We start from the raw sequence: 13,808 nt of genomic DNA on the forward strand, positions 1-13,808 counted from the left end.
GGTGTTAGCATGGGACTGGAAATCGTATTAAATGATATAACTGAGGGCGCCAAAGCAGATGTCCAACGTATCAACGATGAAGCCAAAACCGCTTCTGACTTGATTATCGAAGAGGCTCGCCAGGCTTCCAAAGAAGCACTGGGGTCCCGTCTTGCCGAGGTTGAAGAAAAACTCGAACAACAGCGCCAGCAGGTATTATCAAGCGCCAATTTAGAGGTTAAGCGTATTGCTTTAAACAAACGCAAGGCCTTATTGGATCAAGTTTATGATCAAGCCCTTGAACGAATTGAAGATTTGCCTGCCGACAAAAATGAGGAATACCTCAAAGCGTTGATTGAAGCGAATGAAAAAGACGGTCAGCGGATTTATTCTAACGAAAAATCAGAAAAAATCGTCAAGAAACTCTCTTCCTTGGAATACGGCGGAAACATTGACTGTATCGGCGGTATTGTTATTGAAAACAAGGAAGGAACCGTTCGATTGGATTTTACATATGATTTGATTCTTAAAAGTGTTTATGACCGTTCATTGAAATCTATCTCTGACATTCTCAACGGGTGATTACAAATGAGTACGCAAGAGGTTAAGGAAATCGCGAAATGGGTTCAGGGCTTATTGCCTGACTCCGTCTCCAGCCTGCCTTTACGTTTGCCTGCATTTGGAAAAGGTTCATCCAATTATCCGTATGCGGTCACCCGTATTCGCGCAATGAGAGTCAAACTCTTCCCCCGCGACGCATATCCCAGATTTTTAAACATGAGTCTGGATGAAATTACGCGCAAAATCGGGGAATCCGAGTACAAGCAAGATATCGACGAACTCTCCCGAGAGTACAGCGGCGTCAATCTGATTGAACACGCATTGAACAGAAACATGGCGGAATCTTTCCAGAAAGTTTTGCGCATCACCGAAGGTGAACCGCACGAACTTGTCTTGGAATATCTTCGCATTTTCGACATCGAAGACATTAAAACAATTCTCAGAGGAAAACTGCACAACATCCCCGAAGACCAAATCTTGCAGACTTTGGTGACGGGCGGTACGCTTCGGTACACATTCCTGTCCGGGCTTGTGTCAAAGTCCGCTGAAGAGATCATTGCATCTTTCAGCGACACTCCTTACGGCCCGATTCTGAAAACATTTGACGGAACCAATTTCCCGGATGTTGAAAACGAATTGGACAAATTCTATTATGAGAATCTCTTTAATGCAATCGGCATGCCGAGTTCTGATGACCGCAAACAGTTTGATCAATTTGTTCGAAGAGAAATCGATATTAAAAATCTGAGTTTGCTTCTTCGTGTCAAAAAATATGAAGCGATCGAAAACGCGCAAAACGCTGATGCTCAGTGCGCCGTCGAAGACGTTTCTTCAATGATGATTCCGCACGGTTTGTCATTGGACACGGACAAATTGAAAAATTTATGCTATAATGATTTCATTGAAGCGCTTCGTTTCACCCCTTACTGGGCCGTTATCGGCACTGCCCTTGAAAATGAGGACCTCATGTCCGTTTCATTGACAGATGTTGAAGCACGCCTTTTGAGGTACAATTTAACGAAAGTGACTGAAAATTCTCGTCGTTTCTTGATTTCAATTCTTCCGATTTTGGAATTCATTATTTGCAAATCGAATGAAGTCCGCAACTTAAGAATTATCGTTCGCGGTAAGTCTGTCGGCATGAGCGATGATTTAATCAAAGACCGGTTGGTGATTCTTTAATGGAAATATCAGTCGTTGGAAACAGTGATTTCGTTACGGGTTTTCGGCTTGCCGGAATCCGTAAAGTTTATGAAACGGACACAACGGGTGTTGAACCCGTCGTTCGCGCCGTTTTGGAAGACAAAGATGTCGGCATTCTTGTGATGCACAATGATGATGTTTCAAAACTGCCGGATTCGTTGCAAGTTTTGTTGAACGCCTCGGTTCAGCCGACCGTTGTTACGCTTGGCGGTTCGGGCGAGGGCTCGACGAATTTAAGGGATAAAATAAAACAGGCGGTAGGTGTTGATCTTTGGAAGTAAAAGGTAAAGTTTATCGAGTGGCGGGACCTGTGGTCACCGTGGTCGACTTAGACACAAAGATGTACGATGTGGTCAAAGTCGGTCATGAAGGACTCATGGGCGAAGTCATTAAAATTGTTGGAAACAAATCCGTTATCCAGGTTTACGAGGAAACCTCCGGTATCAAACCCGGTGAGCCTGTCGAAAACACAGGACTTCCTCTTTCTGTTGAACTCGGACCGGGTTTGCTTGAAAGTATCTACGACGGTATTCAGAGACCTCTCAGCGTCTTGAAAGACGAAATGGGCAACTTTATTCAAAGAGGTGTGTCCGCTGATGGTCTTGACCACGACAAATTCTGGGAATTTAACGCGTCAGTCAAAAAAGGCGATGTCGTGAAACCCGGAGACGTGATCGGTACTGTTCAGGAAACCGAAAACATTGAACACCGTATTATGGTGCCCCCGAACATGGAAGGCGGCGAAGTCGCTGAAATCAAGAGCGGCAAATACACGGTCGAAGATGTTATTTGTAAATTGAAAGACGGAACGGAACTGAAAATGTCACACAAGTGGCCGGTCAGAGTACCCAGACCCGTTTCCAAGAAATTGGCTCCGAAAATCCCTTTGATTACCGGTCAGCGTGTCCTTGACGCCATGTTTCCGGTCGCAAAAGGCGGTACGGCAGCTATCCCCGGACCGTTCGGTTCCGGAAAGACTGTGACGCAGCAGCAGCTGGCAAAATGGTCCGACGCAAACATTGTGGTCTACATCGGCTGCGGTGAACGCGGCAATGAAATGGCGGAAGTTTTGAACGAGTTCCCGGAACTCGAAGACCCGCAGACCGGACGCCCGCTCATGGAACGTACGGTTTTGATTGCCAACACGTCCAACATGCCTGTGGCTGCTCGTGAAGCATCTGTTTATACCGGTATCACAATTGCCGAGTATTTCCGTGACATGGGTTACGACATTGCTTTGATGGCCGACTCAACTTCCCGTTGGGCCGAAGCTATGAGAGAAATTTCATCCCGTCTTGAAGAAATGCCCGGTGAAGAAGGTTATCCGGCTTACTTGTCCGCACGTTTGGCAGAATTCTACGAACGTGCCGGTGTTGCTGAATCTCTCAACAACGAAACAGGTTCTATTACCGTTATCGGTGCGGTTTCTCCGGCCGGCGGCGACTTCTCAGAACCCGTTACGCAGAACACACTCCGTATCGTGAAAGTGTTCTGGGCTTTGGATGCAAAGCTTTCACAGAAGAGACACTTCCCTGCGATTAACTGGCTGAACAGTTACACGCTTTACGAAGACACGCTTTCACCCTGGTACACGGAAAACGTGGCACCTGACTGGAACGAACTCCGCGGAAAAGCAATGGGTATTCTCCAGCTTGAATCCGAACTTTTGGAAATCGTTCAGTTGGTCGGTTCTGACGCATTGCCGGAATACCAGCAGATTTCAATGGAAACGGCCCGTATGGTTCGTGAAATCTTCCTTCAGCAGAACTCTTTCCACCCCATTGACACATACTGTTCCTTTGACAAACAGTACAAGCTCCTCAAGAGCATCATGAGATGGAATGAACTTGCCGAGAAGTATTTGGCTGACGGCGCACCCATTAAAGATTTGGTTGCAATGGATTCCAAAGCAGAACTTGCCAAGATCAAGTACGAAGAAAACTTCGATCAATTGCTGACTGAAGTCATGAACAAGATGGAAGCGGAATTCGCAGAAATCGGCAGCGGAGGTTATTAAAATGGTCAAAGAATACAAGACGATTACACAAGTCGCAGGTCCGTTGATTTTCGTTGAGAAAACAGAACCTGTCGGTTACGGTGAATTCGTGAACATCCGCTTGGCTGACGGCACAATCAAAAGAGGAGAAGTTTTGGACACCTCCGAAGATGTCGTCGTTGTTCAGGTTTACGAAGGTACCGGCGGTCTTAACAAGGACTGCGCTGTGACTTTCACCGGTGACAGCTTGAAACTTCCGGCATCCATTGACTTGCTCGGAAGAATTTTGTCCGGTTCCGGCCAGCCCAGAGACGGCGGTCCGCAGATTGTTCCTGAAAAGATGATGGACATCTACGGCGCTGCGATGAACCCGTATTCCCGCGCACAGCCGGAAGAGTTCATTCAAACCGGTATTTCTACCATTGACGGTACCAACACATTGGTCCGCGGTCAGAAACTTCCGATTTTCTCGGCATCCGGTCTTCCTCATATGGAAATTGCGCTTCAGATTGCCCGCCAGGCACAGGTTCCCGGTTCGACCGAGAAGTTCGCTGTCGTTTTCGCGGCAATGGGTATTACCAATGAAGAAGCGCAGCACGCAATGGCTGACTTTGAGAAAACAGGCGCTCTTGAGCGCGCAGTCGTTTTCCTCAACCTTGCGGACGACCCGGCTGTTGAGCGTTTGATTACGCCGAAAATGGCTCTTACAACCGCCGAATATTTGGCTTATGAGCACGACATGCACGTTCTCGTTATCTTAACTGATGTGACGAACTATTGTGAAGCGCTCCGCCAGATGGGTGCGGCCCGTGAAGAAGTTCCCGCAAGACGCGGTTACCCGGGTTACATGTACACTGACTTGGCCGGTATCTATGAGCGTGCCGGTGTTATTAAGGGCAACAAAGGATCCGTTACTCAGATCCCGATTTTGACGATGCCCGGCGATGACATCACGCACCCGATTCCCGACTTGTCCGGTTACATCACCGAAGGCCAGATTGTGGTTTCAAGAGAATTGCACAGAAAAGGTATCTATCCGCCGATCAACGTTTTGCCGTCCCTTTCCCGTTTGATGAACTCGGGTATCGGTAACGGAAAAACCAGAGAAGATCACAAGGCGGTTTCCGACCAGCTTTATGCCGGTTATGCCGAAGGCCGTGACCTCAGAGGTCTTGTGGCCATCGTCGGTAAGGATGCTTTGTCTGAACGCGATAAGAAGATTTTGGAATTCGCCGACTTGTTCGAAGACAAATTCGTTCGTCAGGGCCGTTCCGAAAACAGATCTATTGAAGACACTTTAAACGTCGGTTGGAACATTCTTTCCAGTTTGCCCAAAGCTTACCTTGGAAGAATTGACAACAAGTACATTGACAAGTATTATCCGGAAAACAAGCTTGAGTGATGGCAATGGCAGTTCAAGATGTAAAGCCGACTCGTTCCGAACTTCAGGACGTCCAAAAGAGAATCAAGCTCTCTCAGAACGGTTATAAGCTGCTCAAAATGAAGAGAGACGGTTTGATTTTGGAATTCTTCAAAATCCTGAATCAGGCGCGAGGGGTTAGAGAAGAGTTGGATGCAGCGTATGCAAGCGCTGTTGAAAAAGTCAACTTGGCCTCAGCCGTAGACGGGTCCTTTACCCTCAAATCGGCCTCTTTCGCTGTCGACGCCGTTCCGACCATTGAACTCAAAAGCACAAACATTATGGGTGTTGTGGTTCCGAAGATCGAGGGCTCTGATGTCCACAAGGGCATTAATGAGCGCGGTTACGGTCTTGTCGGTACCGATGCCTATATTGACGAAGTGGCAGACGCTTATGAAATTCTTGTTGAGAAAATCATTGTCGCCGCCGAACTTGAAACAACCATGAAAAGACTCCTCGACGACATCGAGAAAACCAAGCGCCGTGTCAACGCGCTAGAATTCAAAGTCATCCCCGAGTTTGAAGAACAGGTCAAGTTCATCCGTCTCCGCCTTGAGGAAATGGAAAGAGAAAGCATGTCAAGTTTAAAGAAAATTAAAAAGAAAAAAGCCGTTCAGGCTTAACGCAGAAGAATTTTATTCTTCTGTTTTCTTTCCTTTTTTGGATAATCTTTTGAACATTTTTGCTTATTTTAAATCATTTTTATTAAATATTTATTTCAGGACAGTTTTACCGTTCTTTTTTTATTGTTGTCCTTTTTGTAGAATTCTTTGATATCATTTCGGAATATTTATATAATATCTTAAAAATCTTTGACTGTGTGAAATATTTTTGAAAAAAAGTATGACTCACCATTCGGTTTGACAACGTGAATTATCAAACCGAATGCTTAGATGTGAGTGAACTCTTATAGTTGCCTATTGAAGTTCACTCCTATCTTTGATTTTTGAATATAAGTATTTATTGAAAATTAAGATGGAGATACTATGAAATTATATCTAAACATTATATGCATATTTTTAATTTTGACTGTGTTATGTAATCTTTCAATCGCTTCTGATGAGGATAATACTTTCTCCATTTATACTCCCGAGTATGAAAAATTAGATGAAATGGAAAAGAAAAAAATAAATGAAGCTTCTGATCAATGGTATGAAGATCATACTTTTAATGTAACTGTTACAAAAATCTTTACTTCAAATCCCGTGGATTCAAAAACAACGGAATTAATTGTGGAAGAGATATATGAAAGTAATGACTTAAAATTTAAAAAAATGTTTAATTCATCATCATTGTCTTCGGTCGATAAATATTTGGTTGATTCAACTCCAAATGAAGTTATTATTGATGGGAAAGCAATTTCTTTAAAAACTCATTCTGAAGACATTTTTTCTTCCGAAAAAACGCTTGTAATGACAACTGAATCTGATCCATATAATTGGAAAGCTTATGGATATTCATACCCTGATCATTTATGGAAAGCTGTTTTTACAGGATATGTTACAATATATGTTGAAACAGATCCGATTAATTTAATTTGGCATAATACAAGTGCGAATCAAGTTAAAAATACAATTATTACTCATTCCGGTTGGCCAAGTTCTGCCGTTGCAGAATATAAATATGTTGTTTATGATTCTGGATTAGGTAGTTATGTTAACAGTACAAGTGTTGCTAGTAATCCCTTGAGGGCATTTGGGGGATACCATGTGAGGATTTACCCGATTAGTGAAGGATATGTAGTTGGTGGTGCCCATCAAGACAGCCAGGCGATAGTTGCTCGAGAACCTTATTACGAAAGTCATCAAATCGTTAATTTTGAAAGCGTAGAAAGACAAGTTGCAGGATATTTCAAAAGCAATTATGGTTGGTCTGTTTCATATAATTCTACTTCCGTAATTGGAGCTAAATATTATTCGCAAGATTATGGTTATCCTAGTGTTTACAACAATGGAAACGCCACTTTAATTACAAAAGTTTAAAAATGTGTTTAAGTTTAAAATTTGATAATTAATTATTATGAAATAATATATTATCAAATTCTATTTTTTATAATAAATGGTGGGGATATAAATGACAGGCTTATTCGAACAAAGTGAAAAAGAGAATAATCTCGTTTTTATCGGATTTCTTCTCATGCTCATTTTCTTTTTTTTGTGGCTGCCTTACTTTTCATTCGTCATTATTTTCTTCGGCGGGTTGGCTTATGCTGTTTACTCACGTAATCGTTTCAAATCCGTCTTCTTAGCTGTTTTGATGTTGATCATTTTCTTTTCTTACGCTTTTGTTGCCGGTTTGGATCAATGGCCGGGACTTGAATTATTTTTAAAAACTCTCATTCCGATTATGCCTTTTATTATTCCTTATTTGGGCGCCGTTTTCTTTGCAGCGGTCGGAAGTTCAAATTGGCAGATTCGGGCGCTTAATTATTTGATTGTGTTTGCCTTAATTATTTACATGCTCTCTGTTTTTTTGAAAGGGATTAATTAAAAGGAGCGGCGGCAATGGAAATTCTAAAACAAAATAAAGAAATACTTAACTTTTTAATTTTCATTAGTTTACTCTTTACCGCTTTCATTCTTTCATATCTTGCATTTACGTATGAATTTATCATTTTGTTCATTTTTGTCTTCTTCCTTTTGCTTTTCGGAAGCATTCTTTTCGGATATTTTTCTAAAAACCAGGTTCTTTCAGCAATTTTCGGATTTTTAATCTATCCGATTTCTTTGGCAGGAGCCGATTTCAATAATTTATCTAATCTTGATTTGAATTTTGAATATGTTCTTTCCTACGTTTTCTCGGAAATCATGCTGCTGTCTGTTTTAAGCGCCGCAATCGGATGGCTGGCCGCATCTCATCTCGAAGATCGTGATAAACAAATGTTTCGATATATGGCCGCAGCTTTTCTGTTTGTTTTTTATTTGATGATTTTCGCGGGCGTTTTCCGTCCGAATTAAATGAAAACAGTCATATAGAATTGAAGAAATGATAAAAGCATGGAATCCGCTTCTCAGAATAAAAATTTGAAAGATTTTATTTTAGCTGCTGTATTGGTTTTGACTTGTTTTTTAGGGTATGTTTTTCATTCTTCATTTTTCTTAGGTCAATTTATTTTCTTAATATTGCTTGTCGTTAATCCGCTTTTGTTCGGGTATATTTCAAAACGCCCGATCATGTCTTTTATCGTCGGATTTTTGCCGCTTTTCCTGTTGTTTCTTTACCGGTTGCCGTATGCTGCCGTTTTTCCGTCTCAGCTGGTCGATGATTTTATTTTGCTGATGCCCGGAGCTTTATTATTGGGCGCCGCCGGATATTTTATGGCGCAGCAAAAGCCGGACAAAAAGACACAAAACATGTGTTATATTCTTTCCGTTTTGCTGGTGCTGGGGACGATCGGATTTTATTTATTCCACTTTTTTTAAATTTTTAAATTGAACTAAGTACAAGAGATTATTATGATTGAGAATACAAAAACCGCAATCAAAAACCCGGTTGAAATGCAGACAAAAGAAGACAGGCTGAAAAATCTTCTTCTTCTGTTCATTTCAATCATACTTTACGGCAGTTTGCTGATTTATTACCCGCAATCTGACGCGGTGTTTTTAAAATACGCAAGAATCACGGGATTTTTCTTAACCGGAATGTTCGGCTTTATCGGAGGTTTTTTTCTGATTAACGCTTTAAGCGGCCGAAAACGCGTGAAACAATACAATTCAAAACTTCAAAATTCAGCGTTTCTCGTCATCATTGCGAGCTGGCTGGTTTTTGCGCTTGTCACTCAATGTTTTTCAATTTCAAACGTCACCGACCCGAGCGTTTACCGGCTCAAAATTCTGCTTTTTGCAGGCTCTTTGTTTGCTGCGGGTTTGTTGATTCAAATTTTTGCGCTTTATACAGATGACATCGCCGAAAAAATTGCCGCCGGCAAAAACAAAAAGGCGAATCATGGGGATTATGAGAATGAATCCTCTTCAACTCCTGTTGAGAAACAAACGAAGACTGAAAGGACGAATTCCATTCTTTTGGTGATTGGTTCAATTATCTTTTTATTTCTGTTTTTCTTCGCTTTATCGGACCCGGATGCAGAATATCTGAGATTTGCAAGATCCAACGGTTATACCTGGTCAGGTTTGCTGGCTATGGTAATTGGGGTTGTCTTAGTTGACATGTTCAGCGGGCGAAAAGCGGTTCCGGCAAAAAATGTCGGATTCGCTGTTTTTTTAGGCATTGGTATTGCTGTTGCCGCCGTCATTCTTTGTTTCATGGTCGGGGCTTTGTCCTATTTTGATATCGTGAATCCGGCTGATTACTTGCCTCTGATACTGAAATTCGGGTGCATCATGTTTGCGGCCGGAATTTTAGTTCGATTCATCGGTCTTTATATTGACGATTTCGTTTGGAAATACGTTTCCAAAGAATTAAAATTCTAATTTCAATATTTCCCGATATTAACGGAAAATATTTGATTCACTCTTGTTTTTCTTTTTTATTTTACACCCTTGAATCTAACAGATGAAGACTTCTTCGAAAAATTCCGTTTTTATTTTCTTTTGATTTTCTTGATTTTTTTGTTTTTCTGTTATTATTCGATTTTTTTGTTTTATTTTTTTAAATCTATCTCTTTTCAAAAAATTTAAAAACGTATTTATCCCGCCTGTTTCTTTTTTATTTTTGTGACTCATTTGAAAAATCCGGTCATCTGTTTTAACATATGTTTAACGATTGTTTTATATATCAAAAAATATTTAAAAGGTGTAATATCATGAAAAAAAGTTTTTTTAAAACAGTGTCCGTTTTTTTGGCGGTATTGATGCTGAGCATGGCTTTTGTGCCGGTTGTCAGCGCCCAGGCGGATCAGCAAAAAATAACGGCGCTTGAAAACGAAATCGCTGACGTTATGAGCCGTACGGAATTGTTAAAAGACGACGCCGAGTCAAAAGTCGTGGCCGCCGAATTAGATGACGGTTCCGTTTTCTACGCGGTGAGCTGGAACGACCCTGAAATCGACGGCAGAGTCAATTTTGCACTGATGACTGAAGCGGATTTAATTTCCGAAGGATATCTGAAATCAAGCGGCCTTTCAAACTTTGAAATTGCGGATGCCGTTACCCGTGCATCTTATTCCTTTTGGAACGGCAGCTATATTTCAACTTACGGAAACAGCGTGACGGGCGGTTTCAATATGTATCTTTCACCGGTGGATGCTCCGTTTGTCTTTAATAACGGCGCCACCGTCGCCGGTGCTTTGGGACGCCTCGTTTTTGCGGCAACAGGTCTCGGTTCCACCGTCGCGTATGCCGTCGGCGTTCTTATCACGGTCGCAATCAAAGCGATGTATCATTTCGGAAAGAATCCGGACGGCAGTATTGTCATTCAGGTTCCCTACGCTTCCGCAATCGCTTACGCGGCCGGTCTTCCGGGATATATCAAAGTCGGTTCAATCACGTATTGGTTCTGAAGTTTCATGAATGAGGCCGTTTTTCGGCCGTTTTTATTTTTTAAAAATCGATTCAGGTAAAAATATGGAATTCAAAAATAAAAGAAATCTGTCAATTCTCGGAATTTTGATTATTTTAATCATGATTTGCGCGGCAAGCGCTTACGCTTATTCCGATCCCGTAAAAACAAGCCTTGCGACGATTGTTTCCGTATTTGCGGTCGGCTTTGCCCCGCTCTATTGTTTCGGAAAAGGAATCGTTGAAAAAAAGCAGCAGCATATCGGTGTTCAGATATTGATTTCGCTGATTATTCCTTTCATTTGGGTCGCTGTTTCAACTTACCGCTGGTATTCGGGATTGCCGCCGCTCACTGCCGGAGAAACGCCTCTTGCAGCGTTTGGAGCCGTTTGGATTGAAGCGTTCGTTTTCTTTTTAATGGGCGTTATGTTTGCTGTCGGCGGCTGTTATACGGATAGAATTGTTGAAAAACTGAAAAATATCGGAAAAAATTCGGTTTGAATCTTCCGTTTTGATTTTATTTTTCATTTCTCTTTTTTTCTTTCAGTTTTTGTCTCAGTTTTCTTTTTTTAATTGTTAACCATTAATCATCTTTAAATTCAAAAAAATCAAAGTTCCATAACCTTCAGGTTTACAATACCGTTACAGATTCATATCTTCAAACCAATGTAAACGATTAGATTTATTAACAATAAAAAAAGTCAATGTTTTGAGGTTATAATTATGGACGCCAAAAATTACGTTGAAACTGTTTTGGAAGATGTCAAAAGACGAAACGCCGGTGAAGTTGAATTTTACACGGCTGTTGACGAAGTTCTCCACTCTTTAATTCCTGTTCTTGAAAAGAAGCCCGAGCTCATCGATGCGGCCATTCTGGAAAGAATTACGGAGCCTGAGCGAATGATTTATTTCCGCGTCCCGTGGACGGACGACTCCGGAAAAATCCAAGTCAACCGCGGATTCCGCGTTCAGTTTAACGGCGCGATCGGCCCCTACAAAGGCGGCATTCGCTTCCACCCGACAGTGAATCAAAGCATCGTGAAATTCCTCGGCTTTGAACAAATCTTTAAGAACTCCCTGACCGGTCTGCCCATGGGCGGCGGCAAAGGCGGTTCCGACTTTGACCCGAAAGGCAAGTCCGATGCGGAAATCATGCGTTTCTGCCAATCCTTTATGTCAGAATTATACAAACACATCGGCCCCGACGTCGATGTTCCGGCCGGCGATATCGGTGTCGGCGGCAGAGAAATCGGTTTCATGTACGGCATGTACAGAAAACTCTCCAACTCCAGCAGCCAAGGCGTTTTGACCGGAAAGCCGCTCACATTCGGCGGCAGTCTCGGCAGAACACCCGCAACCGGCTACGGCCTTCTTTATTTCGCCGATGAAATGCTCAAAGACAAAGGCACCTCCTTCAAAGACAAAATCGTTGCCGTCTCCGGCTCCGGAAACGTTGCCATCTACGCCATTGAAAAAGCACAGGAATTCGGCGCAAAAGTCGTCACCTGCAGCGATTCCGGCGGATACGTTTACGACGAAGAAGGCATTGACCTCGCTGTCGTCAAACAGCTCAAAGAAGTCGAAGCCCGCAGAATTAAAGATTATCTCGAATTCAGACCCGGTGCCAAATACGTTGAGGGCAGCACCAATGTTTGGGAAGTCAAATGCGACGTTGCCCTTCCCTGCGCCACTCAGAACGAGCTCAATTTGAAATCCGCCGAAAAGCTGATTCAAAACGGCGTCAAATTCGTTGCCGAAGGCGCCAACATGCCGACAACACTCGATGCCGTTGCAGCTTTCCAAAAAGCAGGCGTCTACTTCGGCCCCGCCAAAGCCTGTAACGCCGGCGGCGTTGCCTGTTCCGGTCTTGAAATGACGCAGAACTCCATCCGCCTCTCCTGGACCTTCGAAGAAGTCGATGAAAAACTCCAAGCCATCATGAAAAATATTTTCGCCGCCTCCAAATCGGCCGCCAAAGAAATCGGCGACGAAGACAACCTCTTGGCCGGCGCAAACATCGCAGGCTTCTTAAAAGTGGCCGATGCCATGATCAAGCAAGGCGTCATCTGAAAAAAAAGAATTATAACCCGAATCAGAAGTTCATTTTGAATTTCTGATTTTATTTCTTAATTGCCTTTTATTTTTAAAAAACGGATTTTTGTTTCATTTGCATTTTCTTTTTTTGTGTTTTGTTTTTTTTGCATTTTCTTTGTTTTTTCGTATTTTGTTTTTTTGCCTTTGTTTTATTTTATTTCAAAAACAGACACCGATTTTGGCTTTTAAAAACCGAGCTGTTCGCGCGCGCAGCAGGCACTGTATCAACAAAACAAAAAAATCATTCTCTGAAATTCAGCGGCCGCGTCTCCTTCACCTTTTCAGGCTCATAAATCCGCTTTCCTTCCTTCAGAAAATCCGGCAGCCGTTTTCTTTTCGATCCGAGCAGCTGAATGCAGTATGAAACCCCGCTGATTTTCTCGCCCCAAAGCCCGTGAATGCGGTGAACGCCGATGAGATTGATGTAATCTTCCAAATCGTCCCGTTCCGTTTTCATATGACTGACCACTTCACAAAGCGCTTTCACATCATCAATCGCGCGGTGAGAATTTTCGACCCCTTCGATTTGATAATATTCGATTGCCTCTTTCAAAGAATGCGGGTAAGCCTTCCGGTCTTTTAAAATCGTAAATGTGTCCAAAATATCAAAAGACACCGGAATACTCTTGCCGAATTTTTCCAGCATTTTCAAAATAAAAGAAAGATCAAACTGAGCATTGTGCGCGACAATCAGCGTCTTTTCCGCCGGATTAAAAATCTCCGAAAACCGGTCGACTGCTTCACTCTCTTCCATGCCTTCGCTTTCAAGCATGTCATCTGTAATATGCGTCAGCTCAACGATTTCTTCGGGAATCTTTTCCCCCGGCGGCAGCCGAACCAGCAAATCAATGCTTTTTTCTTCCGCCTCGGCGCCGTATTCATAGCGGCGGACAGCGGCAAGCTCAATAATCTGATTCTCGTCAACCGACAAGCCTGTCGTTTCGACATCAATAAAAATAATCTGTTCATATCCCGGAAAAATATCCGAAACACTGCAATTTGATACGGTCATGGGAGGAGTCTTCCGTTCATTTGTAAACAGTCATTTCTTTTCTGAAATTAAACTGTTTCGCCGTTTTTGAAATTTTGAGGTTTTTTT

Annotated in this window: 16 protein-coding genes; 14 read left to right on the top strand and 2 right to left on the bottom strand. The window is 42.5% G+C overall.

Annotated features, from left to right (window positions below; all coding sequences use genetic code 11):
• Positions 1 to 9 precede the first annotated feature (9 nt).
• From MmiAt1_RS03945 to MmiAt1_RS03995, 11 genes are all read left to right on the top strand, one after another.
• On the top strand, positions 10 to 561 hold the full coding sequence (locus MmiAt1_RS03945) for a V-type ATP synthase subunit E (RefSeq protein ID WP_318785602.1): 552 nt from the start codon (positions 10 to 12) through the stop codon (positions 559 to 561).
• A gap of 6 nt (positions 562 to 567) precedes the next feature.
• Complete coding sequence (ahaC, locus tag MmiAt1_RS03950) at positions 568 to 1,722, top strand: ATP synthase A1 subunit C (RefSeq protein ID WP_318785603.1); 1,155 nt, start codon at positions 568 to 570, stop codon at positions 1,720 to 1,722.
• A complete protein-coding gene (locus tag MmiAt1_RS03955; RefSeq protein ID WP_318785604.1) occupies positions 1,722 to 2,024 on the top strand; it encodes a V-type ATP synthase subunit F in 303 nt (100 codons plus the stop codon). The genes ahaC and MmiAt1_RS03955 overlap by 1 nt, the downstream gene beginning before the upstream one ends.
• Positions 2,015 to 3,760: an ATP synthase subunit A gene (locus MmiAt1_RS03960; RefSeq protein WP_318785605.1), complete on the top strand. Its 1,746-nt coding sequence runs from the start codon at positions 2,015 to 2,017 to the stop codon at positions 3,758 to 3,760. The genes MmiAt1_RS03955 and MmiAt1_RS03960 overlap by 10 nt, the downstream gene beginning before the upstream one ends.
• Position 3,761: 1 nt before the next feature.
• Positions 3,762 to 5,141 carry a V-type ATP synthase subunit B gene (locus MmiAt1_RS03965; protein WP_318785606.1) on the top strand — a complete coding sequence of 460 codons (1,380 nt, stop codon included), beginning with the start codon at positions 3,762 to 3,764 and terminating at the stop codon, positions 5,139 to 5,141.
• 5 nt (positions 5,142 to 5,146) lie between these two features.
• Positions 5,147 to 5,782 (top strand): V-type ATP synthase subunit D, encoded by a 636-nt coding sequence (locus tag MmiAt1_RS03970; RefSeq protein WP_318785607.1) that lies wholly within the window; start codon positions 5,147 to 5,149, stop codon positions 5,780 to 5,782.
• Between the two features lie 363 nt (positions 5,783 to 6,145).
• Positions 6,146 to 7,141 (top strand): hypothetical protein, encoded by a 996-nt coding sequence (locus tag MmiAt1_RS03975; protein WP_318785608.1) that lies wholly within the window; start codon positions 6,146 to 6,148, stop codon positions 7,139 to 7,141.
• A 91-nt stretch (positions 7,142 to 7,232) separates the two neighbouring features.
• Positions 7,233 to 7,649: a hypothetical protein gene (locus MmiAt1_RS03980; protein ID WP_318785609.1), complete on the top strand. Its 417-nt coding sequence runs from the start codon at positions 7,233 to 7,235 to the stop codon at positions 7,647 to 7,649.
• A gap of 14 nt (positions 7,650 to 7,663) precedes the next feature.
• The gene (locus MmiAt1_RS03985; protein ID WP_318785610.1) at positions 7,664 to 8,116 is read left to right on the top strand and encodes a hypothetical protein; all 453 of its coding nucleotides are present in this window, start codon (positions 7,664 to 7,666) and stop codon (positions 8,114 to 8,116) included.
• Between the two features lie 39 nt (positions 8,117 to 8,155).
• The gene (locus MmiAt1_RS03990; protein ID WP_318785611.1) at positions 8,156 to 8,581 is read left to right on the top strand and encodes a hypothetical protein; all 426 of its coding nucleotides are present in this window, start codon (positions 8,156 to 8,158) and stop codon (positions 8,579 to 8,581) included.
• Between the two features lie 33 nt (positions 8,582 to 8,614).
• The gene (locus tag MmiAt1_RS03995; protein WP_318785612.1) at positions 8,615 to 9,589 is read left to right on the top strand and encodes a hypothetical protein; all 975 of its coding nucleotides are present in this window, start codon (positions 8,615 to 8,617) and stop codon (positions 9,587 to 9,589) included.
• Between the two features lie 75 nt (positions 9,590 to 9,664).
• On the opposite strand, the gene MmiAt1_RS04000 is transcribed toward MmiAt1_RS03995, so the two are convergent.
• On the bottom strand, positions 9,665 to 9,841 hold the full coding sequence (locus MmiAt1_RS04000; protein WP_318785613.1) for a hypothetical protein: 177 nt from the start codon (positions 9,839 to 9,841) through the stop codon (positions 9,665 to 9,667).
• Positions 9,842 to 9,921: 80 nt separating this feature from the next.
• On the opposite strand from MmiAt1_RS04000, the gene MmiAt1_RS04005 reads away from it, so the two are divergent.
• From MmiAt1_RS04005 to gdhA, 3 genes are all read left to right on the top strand, one after another.
• Entirely contained in the window at positions 9,922 to 10,617 is a 696-nt protein-coding gene (locus MmiAt1_RS04005; RefSeq protein ID WP_318785614.1) for a hypothetical protein, read from the top strand.
• 64 nt (positions 10,618 to 10,681) lie between these two features.
• Positions 10,682 to 11,116, top strand: coding sequence for a hypothetical protein (locus tag MmiAt1_RS04010; protein WP_318785615.1), 435 nt, complete (start codon positions 10,682 to 10,684; stop codon positions 11,114 to 11,116).
• A gap of 222 nt (positions 11,117 to 11,338) precedes the next feature.
• Positions 11,339 to 12,685 carry an NADP-specific glutamate dehydrogenase gene (gene gdhA, locus MmiAt1_RS04015; protein WP_318785616.1) on the top strand — a complete coding sequence of 449 codons (1,347 nt, stop codon included), beginning with the start codon at positions 11,339 to 11,341 and terminating at the stop codon, positions 12,683 to 12,685.
• 265 nt (positions 12,686 to 12,950) lie between these two features.
• Here the strand turns inward: gdhA and MmiAt1_RS04020 are convergent, their stop codons facing one another.
• Positions 12,951 to 13,721 carry a 3'-5' exonuclease gene (locus tag MmiAt1_RS04020; protein WP_318785617.1) on the bottom strand — a complete coding sequence of 257 codons (771 nt, stop codon included), beginning with the start codon at positions 13,719 to 13,721 and terminating at the stop codon, positions 12,951 to 12,953.
• Positions 13,722 to 13,808: the final 87 nt, after the last annotated feature.

It is taken from the genome of Methanimicrococcus hacksteinii (genome assembly GCF_032714515.1).
GTDB lineage: Archaea > Halobacteriota > Methanosarcinia > Methanosarcinales > Methanosarcinaceae > Methanimicrococcus > Methanimicrococcus hacksteinii.

Bases quoted from the DNA above. Each gene is read 5' to 3' on its own strand.
- MmiAt1_RS03945 (WP_318785602.1), top strand. From the start codon at position 10: ATGGGACTGGAAATCGTATTAAATGATATAACTGAGGGCGCCAAAGCA.
- ahaC (WP_318785603.1), top strand. From the start codon at position 568: ATGAGTACGCAAGAGGTTAAGGAAATCGCGAAATGGGTTCAGGGCTTA.
- MmiAt1_RS03955 (WP_318785604.1), top strand. From the start codon at position 1,722: ATGGAAATATCAGTCGTTGGAAACAGTGATTTCGTTACGGGTTTTCGG.
- MmiAt1_RS03965 (WP_318785606.1), top strand. From the start codon at position 3,762: ATGGTCAAAGAATACAAGACGATTACACAAGTCGCAGGTCCGTTGATT.
- MmiAt1_RS03970 (WP_318785607.1), top strand. From the start codon at position 5,147: ATGGCAGTTCAAGATGTAAAGCCGACTCGTTCCGAACTTCAGGACGTC.
- MmiAt1_RS03975 (WP_318785608.1), top strand. From the start codon at position 6,146: ATGAAATTATATCTAAACATTATATGCATATTTTTAATTTTGACTGTG.
- MmiAt1_RS03980 (WP_318785609.1), top strand. From the start codon at position 7,233: ATGACAGGCTTATTCGAACAAAGTGAAAAAGAGAATAATCTCGTTTTT.
- MmiAt1_RS03985 (WP_318785610.1), top strand. From the start codon at position 7,664: ATGGAAATTCTAAAACAAAATAAAGAAATACTTAACTTTTTAATTTTC.
- MmiAt1_RS03990 (WP_318785611.1), top strand. From the start codon at position 8,156: ATGGAATCCGCTTCTCAGAATAAAAATTTGAAAGATTTTATTTTAGCT.
- MmiAt1_RS03995 (WP_318785612.1), top strand. From the start codon at position 8,615: ATGATTGAGAATACAAAAACCGCAATCAAAAACCCGGTTGAAATGCAG.
- MmiAt1_RS04000 (WP_318785613.1), bottom strand. From the start codon at position 9,841: ATGAGTCACAAAAATAAAAAAGAAACAGGCGGGATAAATACGTTTTTA.
- MmiAt1_RS04005 (WP_318785614.1), top strand. From the start codon at position 9,922: ATGAAAAAAAGTTTTTTTAAAACAGTGTCCGTTTTTTTGGCGGTATTG.
- MmiAt1_RS04010 (WP_318785615.1), top strand. From the start codon at position 10,682: ATGGAATTCAAAAATAAAAGAAATCTGTCAATTCTCGGAATTTTGATT.
- gdhA (WP_318785616.1), top strand. From the start codon at position 11,339: ATGGACGCCAAAAATTACGTTGAAACTGTTTTGGAAGATGTCAAAAGA.
- MmiAt1_RS04020 (WP_318785617.1), bottom strand. From the start codon at position 13,721: ATGACCGTATCAAATTGCAGTGTTTCGGATATTTTTCCGGGATATGAA.